The organism is Aquiflexum gelatinilyticum (genome assembly GCF_024813435.1).
GTDB classification, from domain to species: domain Bacteria; phylum Bacteroidota; class Bacteroidia; order Cytophagales; family Cyclobacteriaceae; genus Cognataquiflexum; species Cognataquiflexum gelatinilyticum.
In genome coordinates, this window is the sequence record NZ_JANAEZ010000010.1 from 69242 (window position 1) to 94342 (window position 25101).

Annotated in this window: 21 protein-coding genes; 12 read left to right on the forward strand and 9 right to left on the reverse strand. The window is 41.6% G+C overall.

Features of this window, described 5'->3' with window-relative positions:
- Positions 1 to 82 precede the first annotated feature (82 nt).
- Positions 83 to 898: a hypothetical protein gene (locus tag NK987_RS18520; RefSeq protein WP_259265073.1), complete on the reverse strand. Its 816-nt coding sequence runs from the start codon at positions 896 to 898 to the stop codon at positions 83 to 85.
- A gap of 129 nt (positions 899 to 1027) precedes the next feature.
- Here NK987_RS18520 and NK987_RS18525 point away from each other — a divergent pair, with 129 nt between their 5' ends.
- Complete coding sequence (locus NK987_RS18525; protein WP_258425092.1) at positions 1028 to 1900, forward strand: SDR family oxidoreductase; 873 nt, start codon at positions 1028 to 1030, stop codon at positions 1898 to 1900.
- Positions 1901 to 2000: 100 nt separating this feature from the next.
- Here NK987_RS18525 and NK987_RS18530 read toward each other — a convergent pair whose 3' ends face one another.
- The 3 genes from NK987_RS18530 to NK987_RS18540 all read right to left on the reverse strand — a co-directional run bounded on the left by NK987_RS18530 (position 2001) and on the right by NK987_RS18540 (position 4042).
- Positions 2001 to 2525: a hypothetical protein gene (locus NK987_RS18530; protein WP_258425093.1), complete on the reverse strand. Its 525-nt coding sequence runs from the start codon at positions 2523 to 2525 to the stop codon at positions 2001 to 2003.
- Between the two features lie 78 nt (positions 2526 to 2603).
- On the reverse strand, positions 2604 to 3557 hold the full coding sequence (locus tag NK987_RS18535) for a sodium-dependent bicarbonate transport family permease (protein WP_259265074.1): 954 nt from the start codon (positions 3555 to 3557) through the stop codon (positions 2604 to 2606).
- Positions 3554 to 4042 (reverse strand): hypothetical protein, encoded by a 489-nt coding sequence (locus NK987_RS18540; RefSeq protein WP_259265075.1) that lies wholly within the window; start codon positions 4040 to 4042, stop codon positions 3554 to 3556. Before NK987_RS18540 ends, NK987_RS18535 begins: the two co-directional genes overlap by 4 nt.
- Positions 4043 to 4138: 96 nt before the next feature.
- On the opposite strand from NK987_RS18540, the gene NK987_RS18545 reads away from it, so the two are divergent.
- From NK987_RS18545 to NK987_RS18570, 6 genes are all read left to right on the forward strand, one after another.
- Positions 4139 to 5053 (forward strand): LysR family transcriptional regulator, encoded by a 915-nt coding sequence (locus tag NK987_RS18545; RefSeq protein ID WP_259265076.1) that lies wholly within the window; start codon positions 4139 to 4141, stop codon positions 5051 to 5053.
- Between the two features lie 174 nt (positions 5054 to 5227).
- Positions 5228 to 5608: an HYC_CC_PP family protein gene (locus NK987_RS18550; protein ID WP_259265077.1), complete on the forward strand. Its 381-nt coding sequence runs from the start codon at positions 5228 to 5230 to the stop codon at positions 5606 to 5608.
- A 258-nt stretch (positions 5609 to 5866) separates the two neighbouring features.
- Positions 5867 to 9736 (forward strand): efflux RND transporter permease subunit, encoded by a 3870-nt coding sequence (locus NK987_RS18555; protein ID WP_259265078.1) that lies wholly within the window; start codon positions 5867 to 5869, stop codon positions 9734 to 9736.
- A 76-nt stretch (positions 9737 to 9812) separates the two neighbouring features.
- Positions 9813 to 10205, forward strand: a complete 393-nt coding sequence (locus tag NK987_RS18560) for a four helix bundle protein (RefSeq protein WP_258425099.1) — start codon at positions 9813 to 9815, stop codon at positions 10203 to 10205.
- Positions 10202 to 11713, forward strand: a complete 1512-nt coding sequence (locus tag NK987_RS18565) for a TolC family protein (RefSeq protein ID WP_259265079.1) — start codon at positions 10202 to 10204, stop codon at positions 11711 to 11713. Before NK987_RS18560 ends, NK987_RS18565 begins: the two co-directional genes overlap by 4 nt.
- 317 nt (positions 11714 to 12030) lie before the next feature.
- The gene (locus NK987_RS18570) at positions 12031 to 13752 is read left to right on the forward strand and encodes an efflux RND transporter periplasmic adaptor subunit (RefSeq protein WP_259265080.1); all 1722 of its coding nucleotides are present in this window, start codon (positions 12031 to 12033) and stop codon (positions 13750 to 13752) included.
- A 7-nt stretch (positions 13753 to 13759) separates the two neighbouring features.
- Here the strand turns inward: NK987_RS18570 and NK987_RS18575 are convergent, their stop codons facing one another.
- Positions 13760 to 14797, reverse strand: coding sequence for a PAS domain-containing protein (locus NK987_RS18575; RefSeq protein ID WP_259265081.1), 1038 nt, complete (start codon positions 14795 to 14797; stop codon positions 13760 to 13762).
- 118 nt (positions 14798 to 14915) lie between these two features.
- On the opposite strand from NK987_RS18575, the gene NK987_RS18580 reads away from it, so the two are divergent.
- Positions 14916 to 15515 (forward strand): hydrolase, encoded by a 600-nt coding sequence (locus tag NK987_RS18580; protein ID WP_259265082.1) that lies wholly within the window; start codon positions 14916 to 14918, stop codon positions 15513 to 15515.
- Positions 15516 to 15524: 9 nt separating this feature from the next.
- On the opposite strand, the gene NK987_RS18585 is transcribed toward NK987_RS18580, so the two are convergent.
- A complete protein-coding gene (locus NK987_RS18585) occupies positions 15525 to 16043 on the reverse strand; it encodes a DUF4494 domain-containing protein (protein WP_259265083.1) in 519 nt (172 codons plus the stop codon).
- A gap of 118 nt (positions 16044 to 16161) precedes the next feature.
- Between NK987_RS18585 and NK987_RS18590 the strand changes: the two genes are divergently transcribed.
- Entirely contained in the window at positions 16162 to 18441 is a 2280-nt protein-coding gene (locus NK987_RS18590; protein WP_259265084.1) for a patatin-like phospholipase family protein, read from the forward strand.
- Positions 18442 to 18447: 6 nt separating this feature from the next.
- Here the strand turns inward: NK987_RS18590 and NK987_RS18595 are convergent, their stop codons facing one another.
- Both NK987_RS18595 and NK987_RS18600 read right to left on the reverse strand, forming a co-directional pair.
- Entirely contained in the window at positions 18448 to 20463 is a 2016-nt protein-coding gene (locus tag NK987_RS18595) for a cation:proton antiporter domain-containing protein (RefSeq protein ID WP_259265085.1), read from the reverse strand.
- A gap of 158 nt (positions 20464 to 20621) precedes the next feature.
- Positions 20622 to 21101 (reverse strand): Mpo1 family 2-hydroxy fatty acid dioxygenase, encoded by a 480-nt coding sequence (locus tag NK987_RS18600; RefSeq protein WP_258425106.1) that lies wholly within the window; start codon positions 21099 to 21101, stop codon positions 20622 to 20624.
- Between the two features lie 90 nt (positions 21102 to 21191).
- On the opposite strand from NK987_RS18600, the gene NK987_RS18605 reads away from it, so the two are divergent.
- From NK987_RS18605 to NK987_RS18615, 3 genes are read left to right on the forward strand one after another with little or no spacing between them, the layout of a single operon-like run.
- Positions 21192 to 22319, forward strand: a complete 1128-nt coding sequence (locus NK987_RS18605; RefSeq protein WP_259265086.1) for an NAD(P)/FAD-dependent oxidoreductase — start codon at positions 21192 to 21194, stop codon at positions 22317 to 22319.
- Between the two features lie 50 nt (positions 22320 to 22369).
- Positions 22370 to 23851, forward strand: a complete 1482-nt coding sequence (gene nhaC, locus NK987_RS18610; protein WP_259265087.1) for a Na+/H+ antiporter NhaC — start codon at positions 22370 to 22372, stop codon at positions 23849 to 23851.
- Positions 23848 to 24453, forward strand: a complete 606-nt coding sequence (locus NK987_RS18615) for a 3'-5' exonuclease (protein ID WP_258425109.1) — start codon at positions 23848 to 23850, stop codon at positions 24451 to 24453. Before nhaC ends, NK987_RS18615 begins: the two co-directional genes overlap by 4 nt.
- Here NK987_RS18615 and NK987_RS18620 read toward each other — a convergent pair.
- Complete coding sequence (locus tag NK987_RS18620; RefSeq protein ID WP_259265088.1) at positions 24440 to 25045, reverse strand: IMPACT family protein; 606 nt, start codon at positions 25043 to 25045, stop codon at positions 24440 to 24442. The genes NK987_RS18615 and NK987_RS18620 overlap by 14 nt on opposite strands.
- Positions 25046 to 25101 lie beyond the last annotated feature (56 nt).

Sequence of the window (25101 nt, forward strand, 5' to 3'; positions counted from 1 at the left end):
TTTATTTTAAGAAAAAGCCTTCAGGAGAGATCCTGAAGGCTTTTTTTTTATTTTTATTTTCAATCAAATTCATAAATCCTGCTTACTCAGTCAATTTAAACACCATTAAGCGGCCATCTTCCAAGGTGATGGTGGCATTTGAATTACATTGATTAACTAAACTGTAAACCAATCTATGGTTTGTAGCCTTGGTTTCATTTCTAAAAATCTGCCAATTTTCCGATCCCTGTCTTGGTAATATAAGGCCGCTGTTTATACAATTGATTATATAATTCTTGGCTACAGTTTGATTCATTTTGATGGGTCTTCCTGCAATATTTCTTCCCTCAATCGCACCGCTGCTTGAAAATTCTGTCAACAAACCGTTTGTTATGATCAATTGATGGGTATAATTGCCATCTATTTTTGAGGAAGAGTTATTCCTATTTATGATTAATAAATTCTGAAATGATTCAGCCCTTCGGTTGGGATTAAGTAAAATGTTTGCACGCTTAAATTCCCTGTAGCCTTCGATTTTTATTCCGCGAACTGAATAGTTTTCATATTCCAACCTCACTACTGATTCCAAAATAGAATTGGAAATATATTGAAGATGGATTTTCCCCAATCTTGGAACATAAAGATTGTTGACACATTCTTTCTTTACGGAAAAATCCAAGGTTACTTTTTTTAAATTTTCATCAATGCTGACATCAGGACAGCCGGGTATTGCAAGACTTTCAGCAAAACGGAAATAGTCGATGGTCTGAAAAGGAAAAAAAAGGGATTCTTCAAGGGAAAATGAAATATTGAAAATTTCATTTCCTTCAAACTGTAAATCCGTGCTGATGTCCTTTTCAATATCCCCAAAACAGGAACCTAAAACCAAAAGCAATAAAAAAAAGACAGATTTCTTCATTGAATAATTTTCTTTAGACAAAGCTAATCCCTTTGTTTTGTTTATAAAATGATAAATGGAAGATCGGTGCAGCTCTTTTTTTTAGAGGTTCTATTCCCTATCTTCAACGGTAATTAATCCCAAAATAATATGTCATATACAGATGGAATGCTTAGAGATGGTGCTTTAAAGGGAAAAACCATTCTTGTCACCGGAGGTGGTACAGGTCTTGGAAAGTCTATGGGCCTTTATTTTTTGAAACTTGGAGCCAACCTAATTATTACAAGCAGAAAATTGGATGTTCTCCAAAATACCGCCAAAGAAATGGAAGCAGCTACCAGCGGAAAAGTCCTGCCTCTTGCCTGCGATGTGAGAGAAATCGATCAGGTCGAAAAAATGTGGGCTGACGCTGTTGCCCATTTTGGAAGAGTGGATGTCGTGCTCAACAATGCTGCGGGCAATTTCATCAGTCCAACGGAAAGACTTTCGAGCAATGCTTTCAATACAGTATTGGATATAGTGCTAAAGGGGACATCCAACGTAACCTTGACTGCAGGAAAATATTGGATCAAAGAAAAACAGCCGGGAACATTTTTGAACATAGTAACTACCTATGCTTGGACAGGATCGGGATATGTGGTCCCAAGTGCTGCCGCAAAAGCCGGTGTTTTGGCGATGACAAGGTCACTTGCTGTAGAGTGGGCAAAATATAAAATCAGGTCAAATGCCATTGCACCGGGGCCTTTTCCTACTGAAGGGGCATGGAGCAGACTGCTTCCCGGAGACTTGGTAAAGAAATTTGATCCAGCAAAAAAAGTCCCTGTTGGAAGAGTAGGGGACCATCAGGAGTTGGCAAACATCGCTGCTTACTTGGTTTCGGATTTCTCTTCCTATGTCAACGGGGAAGTAATCACCATAGATGGTGGCGAATGGCTGATGGGTGCAGGAGAATTCAATAACTTAGACGCCATCCCCCAGGAGCTTTGGGATATGATGGAAGCCTCAAGAGGAAAAAAAGCATGAGCCCCAAAGTAATTTGGGGCTATCTGAAAGCAAAATGGAAAATCAGGAATTTGTAAAAGAAAAGGACATCCAAATCAGGATGTCCTTTTGTATTTTAAGTCTATTTGTCTTCTCTGAAAACTGGTGCTTTTTTGAAAGGCAGCAACATCGAATTGTCCCAACTTGCTAAAACTTTGTTGACATTCCCGTCATCAAGTGAAGTAGTCTCTATAATATACCATCGGGTATTTTTTTCTGCTCCCACTACAATGATATGACTTTCCGTAATGACTTTACCACCTGGAACTTTCGAAACCGTCGTTACCGGCACGATGGCATGGGTCTCTTCACCGGTTTCGGTTAATTGGATGTGGGGCTTGCTTTTGAATTCCTGCAAAACAAATCCTTTTTTCCGTTGTGTGTCATGAATCAACTCAAGAGCCTTGATGACATTCTCCGGACCACCTGCTTTTTCTACCACATCGGGATAAGTGAAGTTCAGCAAAGTCTGGTAATCGTCACACATTTTGGCAGAATAGTAAGCTTTTGCCGCTTCCTGAATATCAAATTCAACCTGAGCAATACTTTTGAAACTGAAAAAAAGGCATAGTGCCAATACGCTACTGTATTTGATTGACTTTCTCATGAGATAGATAAACTTTGGGTGATGGGCGAATATATCGAAAACTAAGAAATACCCAAACATCTATTTCATTTTTTTATTTTACATGCTCGCCACCATATAATATAAAGGAAATCCTATAGTTATATTAAATGGGAAAGTTACAGCCAAGGCCATTGGGAGAAAAATTCCCGGATTGGCTTTTGGAACAGCGATTTTCATGGCTGCAGGGACTGCAATATAGGAGGCTGAGGCAGCCAAAATGGCAAACATAAACCTGTCGCCTACATTGGAAGTGATGAATCCACTCAGAAAAGCTACCATGCAACCATTAAAAAGAGGGACCAAAACAGCAAAAGCTGCTGTGAATTTTCCCGATTCAAAAAAGTCTTTCAGTTTTTTGCCGCTTGTAATTCCCATATCCAAAAGAAATATTGCCAAGAATCCTTTAAAGATATCTGTTGTGAAAGGTTTGATACCTTCAGCTTCTTTTTCGCTTGCCAAAAATCCGATCACAAGACTTCCCAAAATGAGTAAAACAGAACCGTTGGTAAAGGAATGGCTGACAACTTTTCTCATTTTCGTGGCATTGGTTTCACCGAAGGATTTTACCAAAAGTACGCCTATAATGATCGCAGGAGCCTCCATCAAAGCCATGATAGCAACCATGTGACCACTGAAGGCCTGCTGCTGGATCTCAAGAAACGAAACCGCTGTTACAAAAGTCACTGCCGAAACAGAACCGTAAGCTGCTGCAATTGCACCGGAGTTTTCGATACTCAGTTTCCTTTTCAGGATAAAGAAAGTATACAGAGGGATCAGACTCGCTGCTGTTATCCCAAAAAACACAGCCCAAATTATTCCCAAATTGAATTCAGAATGGGCCAGTTCCTGTCCGCCTTTAAATCCTATGGCAAACAATAAATATAGTGATATGAATTTGGAGGAGTTTTGAGGTATTTCTAAATCACTTTTGACCTTGACGGCAATGATACCCAAAACAAAAAACAACAAAGCGGGATTTGTAAAATTGTCAATCAATAATTGAAAGTTCATAGTTGCTGAAAGTCCATTTGGATGTCAAATTGAATTGATTTTCTTTTGTCAATTTGGGAAAGTAGACCTTGGATTGAAATTTTATTTTCAATGATAATGGCAGATAACCTCGGGTGTCGTAAAAAGAGATTGACTTGATGCTTCATGTGAATCAGTGCAAGTGAAGCGACTTTATTTGGTTCCTGTATGACGTCACAATAATTTTCTTTGTACAATTCTGACAAAAATTGATGTGAAATTGAATTATAGGTAACTTCCTCATTCACAATTGACCTAAGTAGGGGTGAGTTTATGTCATGGACATGAAAGATTTCTGTGATATCCTCTTGAAGAAGTAGGTGGATCAGAGAATCAACATAAGCCATATTGTGGAAGTCAAAAACAGAACCCAATGCTGTCATGAAAAATGATTCATTTCCAAACCGATTTCGCAAATAAACCTCTCCATGGATCAAGGGGCAAAGCAAGAAGAGTTTTTTCGACATTTTTCTTTTTTAAATAATTGAAACCTTTCACAAAAATCTTGAGTATATATCATATATTATTATTTATATTTATAATAAAATACATTAAATATATTTATGCATTATACGCTCCACCAATTACAGGTTTTTCTTAAGGTTTCTCAGACTGAAAGCATCACAAAAGCTGCTGAGGAACTACATCTTACGCAGCCGGCGGTATCGATACAGCTGAAAAATTTTCAAGACCAATTTGAAATTCCTTTGACAGAAGTAGTTGGGAGGAAACTTTATGTGACAGATTTTGGTAAGGAAATAGCCATCGCAGCTGAGCGGATAGTTGATCAGGTATATGCCATTAATTACAAGACCATGGCCTTTAAAGGCCAACTTACTGGGAGATTGAAAATCTCGGTGGTGTCGACTGGGAAATATGTCATGCCTTACTTTCTCGGTGATTTTATTCGAAAAAATCCCGGAATTGAACTCAAACTTGATGTCACCAACAAAGCCATGGTGGTCAACAGTTTGGATGAAAATGAAATAGATTTTGCTCTTGTTTCCATTTTGCCTGAAGCTTTGCAAATTGAAACTGTAGAATTGATGGAAAACAAACTGCTTTTGGTGGCTGGAAGGGACTTTGAGATTCCCGGTTCTGTTTCCGGTAAGCAGATTTTTGAACACATTACATTGATATACAGAGAAGTAGGATCGGGAACACGGCTGACGATGGAGCGTTATCTGAGAAATAACAACATCCCCGTTACCAAAAAACTGGAGCTTACCTCAAATGAAGCTGTGAAGCAAGCAGTAATCGCCGGTTTGGGTTGCTCAATCATGCCACTTATCGGGATTAAGAACGAACTCAAAAACGGTGACCTTAAAATCATTGAGGTAGAAGGCCTTCCAATCGTGACGACCTGGAACCTGATATATCTCAAAAATAAAAAATTCTCCCCCGTTGCTGAGTCATATCTTGATTATATCAAGGCAGAGAAAACCAGAATTATGAAAGAGAATTTTGATTGGGTATGATTTTCAGGACTATGAATTGCTTAGTACAATAAGCCAAATGGGATTGGTTAAATTTTGATTTTCTATCATAGAGCCAATAAAAGCTGTTTACACCTTTCCGTTTATTAAACCTTTCAAAAATTTTATAACTTTAAAACGCAAAACCTGATTACCTTTGAATCATAAATCTCTCTTGTGAAGCAATTTATCAAAATAGCGCTCCCTGTTTTCTATGTGTTTTTCAACGCAGGGTTGAGTTATTCCATGCATTTTTGTGGAGATGATTTTCAGTTGATCAATCTTTATGGGGAATCCAAAACCTGTTGTGAATCAGAGGAATCAATGCCGGGATGCTGTGATGATGTCTCAAACCTTGAGTTACCCAATTCAGATCAACAGCTAACAGAAATCATATATTTTCAGCCTCTTGGGTTTGATTTTGTTTTACCCACTTTTCAATTTGAATTGCCCGAAAGAGTAATTGGCATTTCTGAGAAAACAGCTTTTTCTGATTCCTCACCACCAATATTACAGCATACTCCAATTTATATTTTTTGTCAGGTATTCCTGATATGATTTTTTCTCTCTTAAGAGAAATGAATCCCAGAATGGGACATAGTGAACTGCATTTCTATTTTGCTTCCATTTAGCTTACAAAAATTGTAAGATAAAAGTCTGGCCTGGCCTAATTGCATTTCACCAATCATTTTTCTTTAATTTCCAAATCAAGGTTCAATTGTAGGAGCTTAATATCTACCAATATCAAATATCTATTTATATCTTAATCTACTGAAATAAAGCAGATTATATAAATGGAAGTTAGTTTTAGAAACTATGCTTAATAAAACAATAAAATTCTTTCTTGAAAACAAATTGGTAACGGTGATCCTTTTGGTACTTGTAGTCCTTTGGGGAATTGTCGTTGCGCCGTTCAACTGGAATACCGGTTTCCTTCCCAATGACCCCGTTCCTGTGGATGCGATACCTGATATCGGAGAAAACCAACAGATCGTTTTTACCGAATGGATGGGGCGGTCACCTCAGGATGTGGAGGATCAGATTACTTATCCTTTGACGACTTCTCTCTTGGGAATGCCGGGTGTGAAGACTATCCGAAGCACTTCCATGTTTGGGTTTTCTTCTATCTACATCATTTTTGAAGAAGACATCGAATTCTATTGGAGCCGTTCAAGGATATTAGAGAAGCTCAACTCCCTGCCTTCAGGATTATTGCCTGAAAGTGTGCGGCCCAAGTTGGGGCCGGATGCCACAGGTTTGGGTCAGGTGTATTTTTACACTTTGGAAGGTAGGGATGAAAAAGGGAATCCTGTAGGAGGTTGGGATTTGAATGAATTGAGAAGTATTCAGGATTTTTATGTGAAGTATGGACTTGCCGGGACTGCAGGTGTGGCAGAGGTGGCCACCATCGGCGGACATGTCAAAGAATATCAGGTTGACCTGGATCCGGTGGCTTTGAAAGCCCACAATGTCACCATGATGGAAGTGATGAATGCTATCAAGCAATCCAATCTAGATATCGGTGCCAATACCATGGAAATCAACCAAGTGGAGTACATCGTCCGTGGTTTGGGATATGTCAAATCCTTGGAAGACATCGAATTGGCGGTAGTGAAAGTAAGTAACAATGTTCCCCTTAGGATCAAGGACATTGCCAAAGTTAACATCGGTCCGGCGAGTAGGGCAGAAAGGGCGATCTTGGATAAAGGTGGCGCTGAAGCAGTAGGGGGTGTAGTCGTGGCAAGATATGGGGACAATCCGCTTCAGGTGATCGATGCTGTCAAATCCAAAATTGAAGAAATGACTCCGGGACTGCCAAGCAAAACCTTGGCCGATGGGACAGTTTCCAAAGTCACCATTGTACCGTTTTATGACCGCTCAGGGCTGATCAAAGAGACACTCAACACACTCAATGAAGCCATTATACTCCAGATACTCATCACGATCATTGTAATCATGGTGATGGTTTTCAACCTGAGAGCTTCGCTTCTGATTTCCGCTTTGTTGCCTTTGGCGGTGCTGATGTGCTTTATCATGATGAAGTATTTTGGGGTGGATGCCAATATCGTGGCGCTTTCAGGAATCGCCATCGCGATAGGGACCATGGTTGATCTCGGGATTATTCTGAATGAAAATATTCTCAGACACATAGAAGAATCCGGCGGTCAAAAAACCAAACTTCAGGTCATTTACGAAGCGACTACGGAAGTGGCCTCGGCGATAGTCACCGCGGTGATGACTACCATTGTGAGCTTTTTGCCGGTATTTACCTTGCAGGCAGCTGAAGGAAAGCTTTTTGGCCCATTAGCCTATACCAAAACTTTTGCGTTGATAGCGGCTTTGATTTTTACTTTGGTATTTATGCCGGCTTTTGCCCATTGGGTTTTTGGCACCAATGTCAAATCTAAGTCATACAAAAATATACTCAATTTCGCCTTGCTTCTGTTGGGCTTCGTCTTGCTCTTTTTCTTTGCCTGGGCAGGATTGGTATTGATTGCCTTTGCCATCAACAATCTGGTTCATTCCTATTTTCCTGAAAAAACACAGCACGGAAAATACAAAGAATGGGCTTCGATGGCCATTGCCGTGGTGGCAGTTTCCGTTTTGTTGGCTGAAATGTGGCGGCCTTTGGGGCTGAGTCAATCCGTTTTTGTCAATTTTATTTTCATCGGGTTGGTGATTGGGCTGAACCTTGGCGGGTTTTCACTTTTCATCCGTTTTTATGCACCTATTTTGAAATGGTGCCAAGAAAACACGAAGACATTTCTTGTGATACCTGCCTTCATTATTTTCCTTGGGGCCAATATCTGGCTGGGATTTGGGAAGATTTTTGAATTTTCTGCTGTGGCTTTTGATAAAATCGGATGGAATATCAGGACATCGTCACTTTGGTCGGGGATGACGCATACTTTTCCGGGGATGGGGAAGGAATTTATGCCGGCTTTGAATGAAGGATCATTTTTGCTCATGCCAACGTCCATGCCACATTCCGGGGTGGAGGCCAACATGCAGATCGTAAAGCAATTGGATATGTTGGTTCAGGCGATTTCTGAAGTGGAGATGGTTGTCGGCAAAGCAGGGAGGGCCGAAAGTCCGCTTGACCCTGCACCGATGTCCATGTATGAGAATATCATCAATTACAAAACCGAATACCTCCAGGATCAAGATGCCCAAAAATTAAGATTCAAAACCGATAAGGATGGTTTTTTCCAATTGAATATCGATGGCAAAGACCATTGGTATGATCGCGTCTCGGGGACTATCTGGGATGAAGATTTCAATTATTTAGACGAAAATAAAACCAAATCCATTGTCAAAGAAATCCAAAAGCACCTGATCCTGGATGAGAAAAGTGGCCAATACTTCCGTCAGTGGCGGGATCAGATCAAATCTCCGGATGATATTTGGGATGAAATCCAGCTCAGGACCTCCGGTATCCCCGGCGTTACTTCTGCGCCAAAACTCCAACCGATTGAAACAAGGTTGGTGATGTTGCAGACGGGAATGCGTGCGCCGATGGGCATGAAAGTATATGGACCGGACTTGGAGACGATTGAGAATTTCAGTTTACAACTTGAAGACTTGCTACAGGAAGTTCCATCAGTCAAAGCAGAAGCGGTATTTGCTGACAGGTCATTGGGCAAGCCCTACCTGGAAGTGGATCTGGACCGGGTGGCTTTGGGGAGATATGGACTGAATGTCGCAGATGTGCAGGAGTTTATAGAAGTGGCGATTGGCGGCATGACTTTAAGCACCACTGTCGAAGGCCGGGAGCGTTATGCCATCCGTGCCAGGTATGCAAGGGAGTATCGGGATGACCCTGAGGCCTTGAAGAAAATCCTGGTCAACAGCCCCACTGGAGCTCAGATTCCATTAGGTCAAATTGCAGAAATCACTTATCGTCCGGGGCCGATGATGATCAGGGGTGAAAACACCTTTTTGGTAGGCTATGTGATGTTTGACAAAAGGGATGGGTATGCAGAAGTCAATGTGGTAGAAAGTGCCAAAAACCTGCTGGATGAAAAAGTAAGAACCGGTGAACTTGTGGTTCCTGCCGGGGTATCGTATGTTTTTTCCGGCAGTTATGAAAATCAGATCCGGGCCGAAAAGCGCCTTGCCTTGGTCATCCCGCTGTGTTTGGCGGTGATATTCCTGATCCTTTATTTCCAATTCAAGTCCACGGTACTCACCATGATGGTCTTTACCGCTATTGCAATGGCTTTTTCCGGAGGATTTATGATGCTGTGGCTATACGGGCAGGACTGGTTTTTTGACTTCAGTTTCCTCGGTACCAATATGCGTGAGTTGTTTCAGATGCGGACGGTCAATCTAAGTGTGGCAGTTTGGGTTGGTTTTATTGCCCTGTTTGGGATTGCAACAGATGACGGTGTAGTAATGGGCACCTACCTGACGCAGAGTTTTGACAAAGTCAATCCGACAACTGTTCCAGAAATCCGAAAGGCAGTATTGGAGGCCGGCCTGAAAAGAGTAAGGCCATGTCTGATGACTACGGCAACGACTTTATTGGCCTTGTTGCCGGTATTGACCAGCTCCGGTCGGGGATCCGATATCATGATCCCGATGGCCATTCCGGCATTTGGAGGGATGGCGGTGGCGCTGATATCGTTGTTTATAGTACCGGTGCTTTATGGAAAATATAGGGAAATCATGTTGAGGAGGAATTGATATTAATTGATATTAATTGATATTGGATATTGGTGGATATTGATTTTAGGAACAAGCGTGATTAGGAAGAATTGATATGGAGGAGAAAAAAGAATATATAAAACTTGAGGATTTGGAGGTATATAAATTAGCCAGAGAACTATCAAAAATGGGATGGGCCATTTATTCAAAAATGACATGGCAGACAAGAAAGATCATAGGCGACCAGTTTATTGAATCCATAGATTCGATAGGGGCAAATATTGCGGAGTCTTATGGCCGATTTCATTATTTGGATAGGGTCAAGTTTCTTTACAATAGCCGTGGTTCTATGTTGGAAGCCATCAATCATTGGTTAAGCCTTATGGAGGAAAGGGAAATCATCTCAAAGGAAGAGTTTGCCAATTTTAAGTTGATTTCTGATAAGCTTTCCCTTAAACTGAATAACTACATTCAATCAATTTACAATTCAAAAAAAGAATTGAAATGAAAAAATTCAAAAGCATAAAATCCTTTAAGGAATGGTTTGAAGCCGGTCTTTCCCGCCAATATCCATCAATATCCAATATCTATAAATATCTGATGTTTGCTGCATTGATGCTCAGTGGAAAAGTAAATTCCCAGTCCTTGGATACCTACCTAGAAATAGCAATTGAAAACAACCCTGGGATAAGGGCTTCCTTCAAAGGTTACGAAGCTTCCTTGGAGAAGGTAAATCAGGCCAATTCATTGCCGGATCCGGAATTGAATGTCGGGTATTTTCTCAGACCGATGGAATTGCTGATGGGTAACCAAAGGGCGGAAGCTTCTGTCATGCAGATGTTTCCATGGTTTGGCATGCTCAAAACCCAAAAAGATGAAGCCACTCTGATGGCAGAAGCAAGATACGAGGCTTTCAAAGAGGAGCGGAATAGGTTGATGCTGCAGGTGAAAGAGACGTATTTCCAGTTGCAGCAACTTGAAAATACCATTGCCATTACCCAATCCAATCTAGAAATCCTGAAAAGTCTGGAGCGTTTGGCCATCATCAAGTACCAAGGCGGAAATACCTCCGAGGCAGTGTCATCGGTAAGTTCGGTGGTCAGGAAACCTATTCAGATCCAATCTTCCGGAAGTTCTTCCGATGGCATGGGAATGGGAGGAGGCAGTCCTGCTGCAGGTACAACCCCATCCAGTCCATCCTCAGGAATGAATGCCATGGGCGCCACCAGCAGTTCCGGCAAATTGACGGATGTACTCAGACTTCAGGTTCAGATCAAAGCCCTCCAAAGCGAACTGATCCAGATGGAGGTCAACAAAAAACCTTTGATTACCAAATTCAACCAACTCTTGGGAGTCGAACAAACTGAAAAAATCAACCTTTCCGAGAAGTTCGATCCGATCAATATTGCCGGATTGGAAGAACTGATGTTGGAGGGGATTCTGACCAACAATCCCATGGTGCTGATGCTAGAAAAAGAAAGTGAAGCTTATTGGAAACAAGCCCAAATGGCCAAACTGGAAGGACGACCGATGTTGGGGGCGGGTTTGAATTACATGGTTTTTTCCCCAAGACCCGAATCAGGAATAATTGGAGGAATGGATGGAATGGAATATATGCCATCCGGAATGGGTAACAACATGTTTATGGTTATGGGAACGGTGACCCTTCCCATTTACAGAAAAAAATACAAGTCGATGGAAACGGAGGCGATTTATTGGAGAGAATCCGCCATCAAGCAAAAAGAAGATCTTCAAAACAGCCTGGTCACAGAATTTGAAAGTGCCATTGCCCAGCTCAAAGATTCGCAAAGAAAACTTGAATTGCTGGAAGAACAGATTGAACTGACCGAACAGACCATGGAGCTTTCCGTGACTTCTTATGCGACCGATGGAAGTTCCTTTGAGGAGATTCTGAGTATTCAAAGAGAACTCCTGAACTTCAGGTTGGAATTGCTCAATACCCAGATCGAGCAGCAATTGAATTATGCAAGGCTTGTGGTGCTTTCTGGATATTAGGTAAAAGACCGAAGACGGAAGACCGAAGACAGAAGTAGCATCAAACAAGCTATAGGGCTAGTTCCCTTTTGAATTATCATTTAACAAGCAAATGCCAAAACAACAATTATAAAAATCAAATAAATCGTTAAAAATGTCAGGAAAAGGAAGTGAAACCAAAACAAGTTCCGTTGTTAAAAGCTAACAACATCGGTCATCGGTCTTCGGTCATCCGACATCGGACATCCGACTTCCGTCTTCTGTCCTGTTTGAAAACGAATAAAATGTCGCTTTAAGAAATGCGCAAAAATAAAAATGAACATTGAATCATAAACGCCATGAATACAAGAAAAAATATCGTCATCATCATCTTTGGTTGTCTCCTCTTTGGGGGGATTTTCGGATGGATTATCAGAGGTGGAGGAGAGCCTGAAACGGAAAATCAGGAAGCGCTTGCCTCCGACGGGGAAACAATCTGGGTGTCTCCCATGCATCCCCATATCCGCCAAAACGAACCCGGCAAATGCCCGATCTGCGGCATGGACCTCGTTCCGCTGTCACAACTCAGTGGTTCTAACAACGAATACCAGTTGGAAATGACTCCCGAAGCCATGGCGCTTTCCAAAGTCATGACGACCAAAGTCACCTCAGGCGCTTCTGCCTCGAGGCTGCAACTTTCAGGAAAAATCCAACCCGATGAGCAAAGGATCAAAAGCCTTACCTCCAATTTTGCAGGAAGGATAGACAAGCTTTTTGTCAATTTTACCGGTCAGGAAGTGACCAAAGGCCAAAAATTGGCGACCATCTACTCACCTGATTTGGTCAATGCCCAAAAAGAACTGCTGGAAGTGGCCAAGATCAAAGACCGTCAGCCGGCATTGTACCAAGCTGCCAAGGAAAAACTGCGCCTTTGGAAAATCTCGGAAGGGCAGATTGCGGAGATTGAAAAAAGTGGCGCCGTTCAGACGCAATTTGACGTCTATGCCGATGCTTCGGGAATTGTGAGCGCAAGGAATGTCTCTTTGGGGGAATTTGTCAGCAGGGGTTCTGTCCTGTTTGAACTCATGGATTTGAGTCAGGTTTGGGTAATCATGGATGCGTATGAATCTGACCTGGCCGGAATCAAAAAGGGTGATAACATCACTTTTCAGGCAGCAGCTTATCCGGGAAAGGAATTCACAGGAAAGGTAACTTTTATTGATCCGACTTTGAATCCCGAAACAAGGACAGTCGGAATCCGTGCGGAAGCTGTCAATACAGGCATGCAGCTGAAGCCCGAGATGTTTGTCAGTGCCACGATCAAAACGTCCGCTACAGCCAAGTCAGGCTTGATGGTTCCTAAGTCCGCCATCCTATGGACAGGGCCGCGGTCTGTGGTGTATGTGCAGGTGGGCAACAGCGAGTCCCCGGCTTTTGAAATGCGCGAAGTGACTTTGGGTGCGCGCTCGGGTGACGATTATATGGTGACCTCCGGCATCAGCGATGGAGATGAGGTTGTCAGCAACGGGGTTTTTGCGATCGATGCCGCAGCTCAGCTATCAGGAAAATACAGCATGATGCTGAGGCCTGAGGCCAAAGCTGTTTCACAGAATCAGGCCGTCCCTGAGCAATTCCGTAAACAACTTACCGCATTTGTAAAAAGCTATTTTACCATCAAAAATGCCCTTACTGCTTCCGATGTTGCTTCCGCCCAATCGGCGGTATCCAAATCCAAGGCTTCTTTGACCAAGGTAGAAATGGGGCTTTTGGATGAAAAATCACACGATATTTGGATGGGATTATTGAAACCGATCCAAGGAAGTCTGGACAAAATCCAAAGCACCAAAGACGTGGAAGTGCAGCGTTCCCATTTCGAAACACTCTCGGACAACCTGATTTCGGCAGTGGCTTATTTTGGTGTGGAGGAAAATACCGTTTACAAGCAATACTGTCCGATGGCCTTCAAAGACAAAGGGGCCTTTTGGCTGAGTGGGGAAAAGGAAATCAAAAACCCATATTTCGGGGAAGCGATGCTGACTTGTGGGGAGGTGAAGGAGACTTTTCAACCCACAAATCCATAAAAAACCCTTAAATCATCAATGCCTGGTTTTCGGATTGGGGTGGGGTATTCTGCAGGCTGCTCGAGGCGGAGATGCTTTTCCTCAGTTCCTCGTCCAGCTTTCTGGCTTCGGTTTTGATCATTTTGAGAAAATGCAATGTTTCCATTGAGGGTTTTTTGGGATCGATAATTTCCAAAATCCCAATGATATTGGCCAGTTTGGCGCGCATCAGGTGTGTTTGGTTAAAAGTCACCGTCGTCAGGTATTGGGTTTGTTGCCGGAAAAGTGATTCTGTTTTTTTCCTTTCAGAAATATCAAAGAAGCATCCCGCCATGACCAATGGATCTCCTTCGGGGCTCCACTGCAGGACTTTGCCATATCCCAAGACCCAAATGTCTTTTTTATGGAGATTCTTGATCCTAAACTCACAATGGAACGGAAGCTTACCATTGCTCGCAAAATGCTCCTTCAGATGTGTCTCTACTTTGGACTTATCTGAAGGGTGGATATGTTTTTTCCATTTCACATTCTTTTGGCCTTTGGTTTTTTGGATAGCACTGTATCCAAAAACCTCATTCAAAGAAAGACTCAGCTGGTCAGATTGTTGTGCAATGTCCCAAATCCAAAACCCGATCAGGTTTTCTTCAAGCAATCCTTCCATCAATGAATTTTTAGCATGCAGGTCATTGATGCTGTCAGGGAATTGGACAGATTTTTCGTTTACATTTTCTATGATGTGACCAACTCCCAAAATCTCAATGTTTTCACTGTTGCCTGAGATGATGGTAAACTCCCATTTGGTCCAATAAAAATCCAGCCCATCCGATTTAATCTTCCTTATGTCAAGCGTGAACTTCCTTTCTCCTTCCATCAGTGATTTTTCCAAGAGGGACTGATAATTTGAAAAGTCCTTGTAGTAGACCAATTCTGAAAAGGAGGAACCTTCTAAGGCATGATTCAAAAACCTTGTTTCTTTTTGAAGATGTTCATTGCTATCCAATATATTAGCATCCCTGTCCAGACAGATATAATAAAAGTAATCTGAATGCTTAAAAAAATCTTTCATGAGGCAAACGGGTAGATAGGTGGGGGATAATTTTGAAAGTTCAAAATCGTATTACAAATTACATAAATACTAATGTAAAAAGCAAAAAAATTGTTTTTAAATCATAAATCGACCCATCATGGAATCTATATATTTATTAAACCGGCAAGAATTTGGTTCTGACTCGAACCTTGGACAAATAATGACTTTGGAAGAAGCGATGGAATTGTTGATTCTTTGGGTCAAAAACGAGAAATTGCTTTTTCACATGAAGCAGGTCGGACACTTGATGAAAGCCTATGCTGCCTCAAAAGGTTATGACGAATCCATGCAGCACATGTGGCATTTGGCCGGATTGCTTCATGATGCCGATTGGGACCAATGGCCTGATCAGCATTGCCGCAAAATCATAGAAGAATTGGAATCAAGGAATATAGATCCACGCATCATCCGGGCCATCGCCTGCCACGGTCCAAGGTTTTTTGGGGTAGAGCCGGTGACCGAAATGGAAAAGATGCTCTATGCCTTTGATGAATTGTCAGGTTTTGTCCATGCCTACTCTCTGATGCGGCCACAGGGCTATGAGGGAATGGAGGTCAGCGGCGTCAAAAAAAGGCTGAAAGACAAAACCTTCGCTGCCCAAGTGAGCAGGGAAGATATTGCCGATGCTTCAGAAAGGGCAGGAATACCCGTTGAGGATTTGATCAGTTTTGTGATAGCAAATCAGCTGAGGGCATAAAAAAAAGGACTATTCGTCCTTTTCTTCATATTCTCTCAGTTCTGCCTGAACCTCCCGAAGGGGTTTTAGATTTTCGGGAATCGGTGGATTCAGTTCCTCGTCTTTTTCATAAGGGAACACTTCTATGATCGGACTTTCAGTCACTTCGGTCACCCGGAAAGAAACGAGCATGTTGTTCAGGCTTTCAAAGATCCTTTCGTAAGCTTCCTTCACATCATGCGCAGTAACAATCATGAACTGTGTCACTTTCTTTTCCTTCCCGCTGTCGCCATCAGCTACGATATAGGTGATTTTGCATTTGTGCCAAATGTCAATATCCTCATAGAAAAACACATCTACAAGATTGCTTTTGCTGATATTGGTCACCTGAAAGTCTCCCCGGATGACAGATCCAAGCATGTCATAAATCCTCGCCTCAGCTTCCGTAAATGACACGGCATCTACCAGATATTGCTCGGAAACATTCTTGAGCAGACCTTGCTCAGTTTCTTTGGCATATTTTAATTTACACAAAAACCAGGTTCTCATAATTCAATTTTTCAAATTCAGGAAGCGAAGGTAAGTCATATTGGCAAAAGCCACAATGAAAAATGTCGATTTAGAATTCAATTAAAATTCCCTTATATTTTGACAGAACAATTCACCAATGTGGGACAAAATCATCTATAGTTTTCCGATCCAGCTGTTGATTTTGCATCTGAAAAAGAATCTTTTTCTGGTGGCACTGTGGGTTATGTTGGCGCTGATCATTTTGCAGAAGTTTGGGACAGTGCTTGGGATTCCATTTCTTTTTCTAGATCCTGAGTACCTGAATCAGGTTTCATGGCAGGGCTTTTTTCTGGTAGGGGTGACGCTTGCAATCTTCACAATGTCATTCCATATGACGACATACATCCTTGATGGCTCCAAATTTAAATTTTTGGCGGTTGTCCCAAGACCTTTTATTCATTATTGTGTCAACAACTCCATCATTCCTTTCGCTTTTTATATCCTATACCTTGTCGCATTTATTTCATTTCAATTTGATAACGAGCACGAGGATAATACCATCATCTTGGTCTATTTCCTTGGTTTCTCTGCCGGAACATTGACTACCTACACCTTGATTTTCGTTTATTTTGCACTTACCAATAAGGACTTTTTCAAACTCTTTGCAGATAGTGTGGAAAAGAGACTTCGCAAAACCAAAATCCCGAGGGCCAATATGCTCAGAAGGATCAAGGAAAGTCAAAAAGCCAAAGACAAGGTTGTAGACTATTTGGACATAAGCTTGAGGTTTAGACAGGTCAGGCAGGACTTATCCAGGTTTGAAACACATCAATTGCTCCGTGTTTTTGACCAAAACCACCTCAATATGGTTCTGATTCAGATTGCATTGATCGGTCTGATTTTGATTTTGGGTTTGTTTAGGGAAAATCCATTTCTTCAGATCCCTGCAGCGGCAAGCAGTATTTTGCTTTTTTCGATTCTGACGATGGTGGTAGGCGCCTTGGCCTTTTGGCTGCGAGACTGGTCCACGCCAATTGTCATCGCGGTCATAATTTTTTTCAATTTCTTATCCGGTACAGAAATCTTCAACAGACCCCATGCTGCTTTTGGAATGAATTATGATTCCGAGCCTGCCATATATGACCTCGACCACCTTAAGGAAATGTTGCATCCGGATAGTGTAGAAAAAGATAAAAGGTATGCACTGCAGATTCTTGAAAACTGGAAAAGCAAATTTCCTCCAAATTCAAAACCCAAAATGGTTTTTGTCGCCACAAGCGGAGGAGGCCAAAGGGCAGCATTGTGGACGGTAAGGGTCTTGCAGGAAGCAGAGAAGGTGAGTTCAAATCAATTTTTCAAACATACCCAAATGGTCACAGGAGCATCAGGTGGGGTGGTTGGTGCTGCTTTTTTTAGAGAACTTTACCTGCGAAAAGAAGAAGAAAAGCTCGACCTTTTTGATGCAAAATACCTCGATCAGATCTCTGCGGACAACCTCAATCCGATCATATTTACCTTATTGGTCAATGACTTACTGATCAGAAACCAATCCTTCGAATACAACAACCGCAAGTACCTCAAAGACCGGGGGTATGCATTTGAAAACCAATTCAATATCAATACCAAGGGTATTTTGGAAAAGAACATCGGTGACTATAAAATTCCTGAATTTGAAAGTTTGATCCCCATGCTTCCTGTGACACCTCTGATTACGAATGATGGAAGGAAATTGTACATTTCACCCTATCCAATGTCTTATATGGGGATTTCATTGGAAAGATCGGAAGGGAATGAAGAGAAAAGTCAGGGTATAGATTTTCAAAGGTTTTTTGCCCATCATGGAGCCAATCAGCTGAGGTTTATCAGCGCCTTGAGGATGGGGGCGACTTTTCCCTTTATTACCCCCAATATCCAATTACCATCCACACCAGGGATGGAAACCATGGATTCGGGATTATCTGACAACTTTGGCGTGCAGGATGCGCTTCGGTTTATGTATGTTTTTCAGGATTGGATCAAAGAAAATACTTCAGGGGTCGTTTTGGTTTCCATCAGGGACTCTGAGAAATTCTCTGAAATCCAACAAAAACAACCTCCCAAACTTTTGGAAAAACTTTTTACTCCAATTAAAAACATATACATCAATTGGGACAATGTTCAGACGTTAAACAATGAGGTATTGTATAACCGTATGAAAGAGACCGCACCTTTCCCTATCGAAAGGATTGAATTTGAATATTCCACCTTGCAATACCTGAAGGAAATGGGATTGGCGGATCAGGAAGGGGTTTTTAATCCAAATCAGCAGGAGATTCTCAGGGCCTCACTGAATTGGAGACTTACGGCGAGGGAGAAAAAATCCATCATTGACAATATTTACAGCTACAAAAACCAAATGGCACTGGAAAGACTGAAAAATGTAAAGTTCTTAGAATAAGCATTTTCAATCTATTTCCACCTCTTTTTCAAAGGCAAGCAATGATTCGGATTTACCCACCACATAAACGAGGTCCCCAAGTTTGATTTTCATATCTCCTGAGATTTCGGAATAGGTTTTTTCGCCTCTTTTGATAGCCACGATATTGACACCTATCTCCTCCCTTAATTTTACTTCTTTGAGGGGTTTGTTAATAAATCTGCCGGAATCTTTTTCAACCTTAAATCCCACCATATTGATCGGGGGAAGGTCGACCTTAAGTCTGCTTGCTTTTTGGTCTGCCGGTTTTCTGAACATCTCATAATTGAAAGACCTGACTTCCTCTGTAAAATGTTCGATTTCATGTCGGGAAACCAAGTATTTTCCCAATACTCTGGTGAATATTTCTATTGAGGTTTCAAATTCTTCTGGAATCACTTCATCTGCTCCGAGTTTGTGGTTTTCCTCCATTTCATTGACATACCTTGTTCTCACGATGATGTAAGGGTTGGTGGTCATATACCTGATATTTGAAATGATCCTTTTGGTTGCAGCGGCATTGGATATGGCAATGACAGCCACCCGTGCTTTGTGAATTTTGACATGCTCAAGGACCGATTCGTTTGAGGCATCTCCAAAAATAATGGGCTCACCGTTGGCAGCTTCTTTTCGGACTGTTACGGGATTCATTTCTACGATCACATAAGGGATCTTGGCGGATCTTGCAGCCTTGGCGAGATTGTGCCCGTTGAGCCCAAAACCAATGATGACCAAGTGGTCCTTAAGATCTGTTTCAAGGGTGATGTTTTTTGGGATATCCTCATTGCCAAATTTTTCATTGAGTTTGCTAGGCAAAGATTTGTTGAGAATACTCAGCGAAAGCGACTCTCTTTTGTTCAAAAAAAATGGCGTGATCGCCATGGTCAAAATTGAAATAGCAAGAAAGAACTGATAAGTTGTTGGGTCCATCAGTTCATATTTCATCCCTTCTTTGGCTAGCAACAAAGAAAATTCACCGATCTGAAATATTGAAAAACCTACAATAAATGCTTCCTTGAAACCTTGACCTATGGTTCTGACCGAAAATGCAACAATTATGAATTTGACCAAAAAAGTCAATATGGTCAAGCCCAGAATCAGCAGGATATTGGAAAACAGGAATCCAATGTCAAAAAGCATTCCCACTGACACAAAGAAAAAACTCAAAAACACTTCTCTAAATGGGAGGATTTTGCCGGTAGCATGGTGGCTGTAATCGGATTCACTGATGATCAATCCGGCCAAAAATGCCCCCAATCCCAAAGACAGTCCCAACAGTGAAGTTAGATAAGCCACAGCAAAGCAGATGACAATGATGCTAAGAAGGAAGAGTTCTTCATTTCTTGTTTTTGCGATACGGAACAGGAGCGAAGGGATAAGGTATTTGGCGCTTAAGAAAGTCAGGATTATCACTGCAATGCCTTTGCCTGCCATCAGAAGCAGTGAAAGGGCAATATTTTCTGTTTCCCCTGCCAACATGGGTATAAACAGCATCAATGGAACGATCACCACATCCTGGAAAATCAAAATTGCCAAGGTTGTTCTTCCTGAAATGGTATTGACCTGACCGCCTTCCTGTAGTAGCTTGAGAACGATCGCAGTGGAACTGAGCGAAAACAGGAAACCAAGAAATACAGACACGTTCCAATCAAAGCCCAAAAAATGAGCAATAAAAGTTGTGGCTAAAATTGTGGTAAATACCTGAAGTGATCCCCCGATAAAAACAGCCTTCTTGATTGATAAAAGACTTTTTAAAGAGAATTCCATACCGATCACAAACAATAGAAGGATTACCCCAATCTCTGATAGCGCCTCAACCGTAGTGGAAGCAGTGACCAAAGATAAGCCGTACGGACCTGCCAATGCCCCTGTAAATAAGAAGCCGATGATGGTGGGGATTTTTAATCTCATGAAGAGAAAAATCACCAAAGTGGCCAAGCCAAAAATCCATACAATGTCAGATAGCATGGGAAGTTCAACTGCTGCAAAAATAAAATGAAGCATGTTTTTAAGCTTTGATGGATTTTACTGTTTCACAAAATACAACTTAAAACCTTAGAAAATTCCCGAAAGAAATTTATAAGGCCGAAAGAAAATGATAAAAAGCAGGGATTTGGTTTGGAATGACTATTTCACCATCCTGAGAATGAGTGCTTCACCCATCAATAGGCGAGCCCAAGTTTTTTGTAAATGAAATGCATCAGCCAAGCGGGCCCGATCATCAAAAACTGAACATCTTTGAAGAAAGAAGGTTTTTTTCCTTCGATTTTATGTCCATAAAACTGGAATATCCAAGCCAAAATAAAGATGGCGATGCTGACTGCCCAAAGGGGAACAGGAGAAACCAAATTGATTAAATTAGCGACAGCGAGGCACAATGCAGAGAAGAAAAACATTCCCAAAGCTAAAGGAGGAGACAAGGAGACATAATAAAACAAAACGACAATCAAAGCTAGGGTGGCCCAATTTGCAAAATCTCCCAAAAATGGCAACAATGATTCAACTGAACCGGAAGGAATGCTATAAATCAAACCCACAATACTGAAAAATATAGCAGGGACACAGATCCAATGTATGGCTTTATTGGTCTCATTTTGATGGCTTTGACCATATTCCAATAAAAGTTCATCAATTTTTCTCATGGTTATTTGGATGGGGATTTAGTGGAATTTTTTGGATTCTGAGCATTAAATTAATAAATAGCCTTAAATATTTTATCCGATTTTATAATAATGTTGAGCTATTGGGAAAAGAAACATTTTGTGGACCATGATCTGATCGTCATCGGTGGAGGAATAGTGGGATTGTCTACCTCCATTCAATACAAAATCAGATTTCCGCATGCAAAAGTCCTGATTTTGGAAAGAGGGATTTTTCCCAGCGGTGCAAGTTCCAAAAATGCAGGATTTGCCTGCTTTGGGAGTTTGACAGAAATCTTGGATGACCTCAATCACATGTCTGAACCCGAAGTCCTACAATTGGTAAGCAAAAGATATCGTGGACTGCTTTCAATCAGAGAATTTTTTGGCGATGAAAACCTCGGTTACCTTCCTTCCTGTGGACTTGAACTCCTGACTGACAAGGAAATCGATGCTTTGGAATCCCTTGATACAATCAACCAATTATTGGCGCCGATTTTCCATGAATCGGTTTTTGAACAGATAGAGGATGTCAAGCCGTTTGGTTTTTCTGCCAAAGTGAAGGCTGTTATCAAAAATAAATTTGAGGGTGAATTGGATTCAGGCAAATTTTTGAACTCACTTTGGAAAAAATGTCTTGAGGTGGATATCAAAATTTTGACAGGTTCAAAGGTTTCTAGAATCGACTTGGATGGCAAAATGGTTTTCGTCCAAAACCCAACAGATAAGGAAGATATCTGCTTCCATGCAGCAAAAATAGCGGTTTGCACCAATGCATTTACCAATCTCCTATTACCCGGATTGGATATCCAACCCGGTAGGGGTTTGGTGATGGTCACCAAACCGATTTCCAAACCTATCCCACTTTCAGGAACATTTCACTATGACAAAGGGTATGTTTATTTCAGGAAAGTGGAAGACAGGATTCTTCTCGGTGGCGGTAGGAACATTGATTTTGAGGGAGAAAGAACTGTTTTAATGGAATCAAATCCCAAAATCAGGGAATATTTGATCCATATTCTTAACAACATTATCCTGCCGGAAAACGATACGGAAATAGATTTTGAATGGACAGGGATTATGGCTTTTGGGAAAAATAAAAAGCCGATAGTAGAAATAGTAAGACCAAATGTGGGAATAGCAGTCAGGTTAGGTGGAATGGGGGTTGCAATTGGATGGCAGGCCGCTGAAGAATTGGTAAACCTCCTAGCGGAAGTGTAATTTTCCAAAAAATTCTTAATTTCAGTTTTTTAAAATTTCAATAAACATTAATGATAACAAAACACAAAGAGCCCACCATCCTTGAAGCACTGTTTCCTATCGCTTTCTTAATTGTTTTGTTGGTAATCAATATCTGGATTTTTGGAACGGACGCATTGTCGGGATCCAATCAGATGGTACTCATATTTTCTGCTGCCGTTGCGGCGTTGATGGCAGTCTACAGGCTAAAATTCAAATGGGAAATTTTGCAGGATGGGATTGTAAAAAGCATTTCCTCCGCGATGTCAAGTATCCTGATCTTATTGTTGATCGGGGCATTGGCCGGTACATGGATGTTGAGCGGAATTGTGCCTGCTATGATATATTATGGACTTCAGATTCTCAATCCTACCATATTTCTTATTGCCGCCTGCATGGTTTGCGCTATAGTATCCATTGCGACAGGAAGTAGCTGGACTACTGTGGCTACGGTGGGGGTAGCTTTATTGGGAATAGGTAAAGCATTGGGTTTTGAGGAAGGGATTATTGGTGGGGCAATTATTTCAGGGGCCTATTTTGGAGATAAGATGTCACCGCTTTCTGATACGACTAACCTTGCCCCGGCAATGGCCGGGACGGACTTGTTTACCCATATCCGGCATATGACCAAGACCACAGTGCCTTCCATGACCATTACCTTGATTATTTTTGGAGTGATAGGTGTTTTTTCGGGAGCGCAAGGTTCTGTTGATCAGGTGAAAGATATTTCTGCCGTTATTTTAGAGCAGTTTAATATTTCAGGATGGCTTTTCATCGTTCCTGTTGTAGTGATTGCCATGATCGTAAAGAAAGTTTCTGCTGTTCCTGCCCTGCTGGTCGGTGCAGTGCTCGGCGGAGTTTTCGCGATTATTTTCCAGCCTCAGGCGATACATCTGATTGCGGGAGATACCGGTTTTGGGTATGCTTACCAATCATTCAAATCGGTGATGATGGCTTTGTATGGAAGTATCAGCATAGTCACTTCCAATGAGATCGTCAATGAGTTGTTGGTCACTAGAGGAATGTCAGGAATGCTCAACACCATTTGGCTGATCATTTGTGCGATGGCTTTTGGGGGGATTATGGAAGAAAGCGGCATGCTCAAAGTATTGGCAGAGGCAGTGATCAGGAAAGTTCATTCCATCGGTTCGCTGATCGCTTCCACAGCAGCGACATGCGTGTTTTTCAATGTAACCACTTCAGACCAATACCTTGCGATTTTGGTTCCGGGAAGGATGTATGCCAATGTTTACAGAAAGCGGGGCTTAAAACCCGAGAATCTTAGTAGAACTTTAGAGGACAGTGCCACTGTTACCTCTGTGTTAATCCCTTGGAATACATGCGGTGCTACACAGGCTTCAGTGCTTGGTGTTGCGACATTGGCTTATGCTCCGTATTGTTTTTTCAATATCATCAGCCCGATTATGACAGTATTATTCGGATACTTCAAATTGGGTATAAATTATTACAGTGAAGAAGAAATGAAGGAGATAAGAAAGGAGTTTGCGGTATGATACCAATGAAAATTTCGAAATTGGAAATCAATGACTTGCCTCTCGGACAATTTGAGGGGGATATTGTATTGGTGGACAAAAAAGAACAAGTCAAAGAGATAATCGATGAAATCAGCAGACACGAACTCATTGGATTTGATACCGAAACCAGACCTTCCTTTACCAAAGGAACTCAATATCAGGTGGCCTTGCTACAGTTAGCTACAGATGATATTGCCTTTTTGGTCCGATTAAATCAAATTGGGATGCCAGGTGAACTGAAGGAACTGTTGGAAACAAAGCATATCGTCAAAGTAGGTGCTGCTGTCCATGATGACCTTAAGGCATTAAAAAAACTGAGAGCTGGTTTTATTCCTGAAAATTTCTTTGACCTCAATGAAGAGCTCAAAAAAGTTGGATTTCAAAATGTCGGGGTAAGAAACCTCGCAGCCATGGTATTGAATGTCAGGATTTCAAAATCTGAGCAGGTATCCAATTGGGAAGCCCAAACTTTGACGGAAAAGCAATTGCTCTATGCTGCCACGGATGCATGGGCCTGTCGGGAAATTTATAAAAAGCTGCATTATCAGGGATATTTGGAGACTTTTTTTAACTCTCAATGATTTTCACCCCTTCCAATTCCAAAGCTTTTGCAAGAACTATCTCCAAGATTCCGTCGGGGACCAATAATTTTATTTCGCAGGAATTGTCGAATTTTTGACCTGAAATTTCAAGTTCATGGTCTTTGACCAATTTCATCACCTGATTCATTTCCGGATAGTTGAAGTGTAGGTTCAGTTCTTGACTATCTTCTGTTTCTATGATTTGGTTGTTGGCAATTGCTTCAGCCGCTGCGGTTTTGTAGGCATTGATCAATCCCCCTACACCAAGTTTTGTACCCCCAAAATACCTGATCACGACAATCAAAACATTGGTCAAAGAGTGGGATCTGATTTGACCTAAGATCGGATCACCCGCAGAGTGGTTGGGTTCTCCGTCATCATTGGCACGGAATACATCTTTGTTCTTGCCAAGCATATAGGCATAGCAGTGGTGCCTTGCATCAAAATATTTTTTGCGTAAACCATCCAGGATTTCCTTTATCTCCTGTTCACTTTTGACCGAATAGGCAAACGCCAAAAACTTGCTGCCTTTTTCTTTGAAAAGACCTTCTGAAACCGTGGAAAGCGTGAGGTAGGAGGCTTTGTTTTTCAAGTTGATTTCAAACAAATGTTGGGGAAAGGATATCAGTTCTTTTATGAAACGACATG

What these genes read in the sequence shown, in the direction of transcription:
- NK987_RS18520 (WP_259265073.1), bottom strand. Translation starts at nt 898, where the DNA reads ATGAAGAAATCTGTCTTTTTTTTATTGCTTTTGGTTTTAGGTTCCTGT.
- NK987_RS18525 (WP_258425092.1), top strand. Translation starts at nt 1,028, where the DNA reads ATGTCATATACAGATGGAATGCTTAGAGATGGTGCTTTAAAGGGAAAA.
- NK987_RS18530 (WP_258425093.1), bottom strand. Translation starts at nt 2,525, where the DNA reads ATGAGAAAGTCAATCAAATACAGTAGCGTATTGGCACTATGCCTTTTT.
- NK987_RS18535 (WP_259265074.1), bottom strand. Translation starts at nt 3,557, where the DNA reads ATGAACTTTCAATTATTGATTGACAATTTTACAAATCCCGCTTTGTTG.
- NK987_RS18540 (WP_259265075.1), bottom strand. Translation starts at nt 4,042, where the DNA reads ATGTCGAAAAAACTCTTCTTGCTTTGCCCCTTGATCCATGGAGAGGTT.
- NK987_RS18545 (WP_259265076.1), top strand. Translation starts at nt 4,139, where the DNA reads ATGCATTATACGCTCCACCAATTACAGGTTTTTCTTAAGGTTTCTCAG.
- NK987_RS18555 (WP_259265078.1), top strand. Translation starts at nt 5,867, where the DNA reads ATGCTTAATAAAACAATAAAATTCTTTCTTGAAAACAAATTGGTAACG.
- NK987_RS18560 (WP_258425099.1), top strand. Translation starts at nt 9,813, where the DNA reads ATGGAGGAGAAAAAAGAATATATAAAACTTGAGGATTTGGAGGTATAT.
- NK987_RS18565 (WP_259265079.1), top strand. Translation starts at nt 10,202, where the DNA reads ATGAAAAAATTCAAAAGCATAAAATCCTTTAAGGAATGGTTTGAAGCC.
- NK987_RS18570 (WP_259265080.1), top strand. Translation starts at nt 12,031, where the DNA reads ATGAATACAAGAAAAAATATCGTCATCATCATCTTTGGTTGTCTCCTC.
- NK987_RS18575 (WP_259265081.1), bottom strand. Translation starts at nt 14,797, where the DNA reads ATGAAAGATTTTTTTAAGCATTCAGATTACTTTTATTATATCTGTCTG.
- NK987_RS18580 (WP_259265082.1), top strand. Translation starts at nt 14,916, where the DNA reads ATGGAATCTATATATTTATTAAACCGGCAAGAATTTGGTTCTGACTCG.
- NK987_RS18585 (WP_259265083.1), bottom strand. Translation starts at nt 16,043, where the DNA reads ATGAGAACCTGGTTTTTGTGTAAATTAAAATATGCCAAAGAAACTGAG.
- NK987_RS18590 (WP_259265084.1), top strand. Translation starts at nt 16,162, where the DNA reads ATGTGGGACAAAATCATCTATAGTTTTCCGATCCAGCTGTTGATTTTG.
- NK987_RS18595 (WP_259265085.1), bottom strand. Translation starts at nt 20,463, where the DNA reads ATGCTTCATTTTATTTTTGCAGCAGTTGAACTTCCCATGCTATCTGAC.
- NK987_RS18600 (WP_258425106.1), bottom strand. Translation starts at nt 21,101, where the DNA reads ATGAGAAAAATTGATGAACTTTTATTGGAATATGGTCAAAGCCATCAA.
- NK987_RS18605 (WP_259265086.1), top strand. Translation starts at nt 21,192, where the DNA reads ATGTTGAGCTATTGGGAAAAGAAACATTTTGTGGACCATGATCTGATC.
- nhaC (WP_259265087.1), top strand. Translation starts at nt 22,370, where the DNA reads ATGATAACAAAACACAAAGAGCCCACCATCCTTGAAGCACTGTTTCCT.
- NK987_RS18615 (WP_258425109.1), top strand. Translation starts at nt 23,848, where the DNA reads ATGATACCAATGAAAATTTCGAAATTGGAAATCAATGACTTGCCTCTC.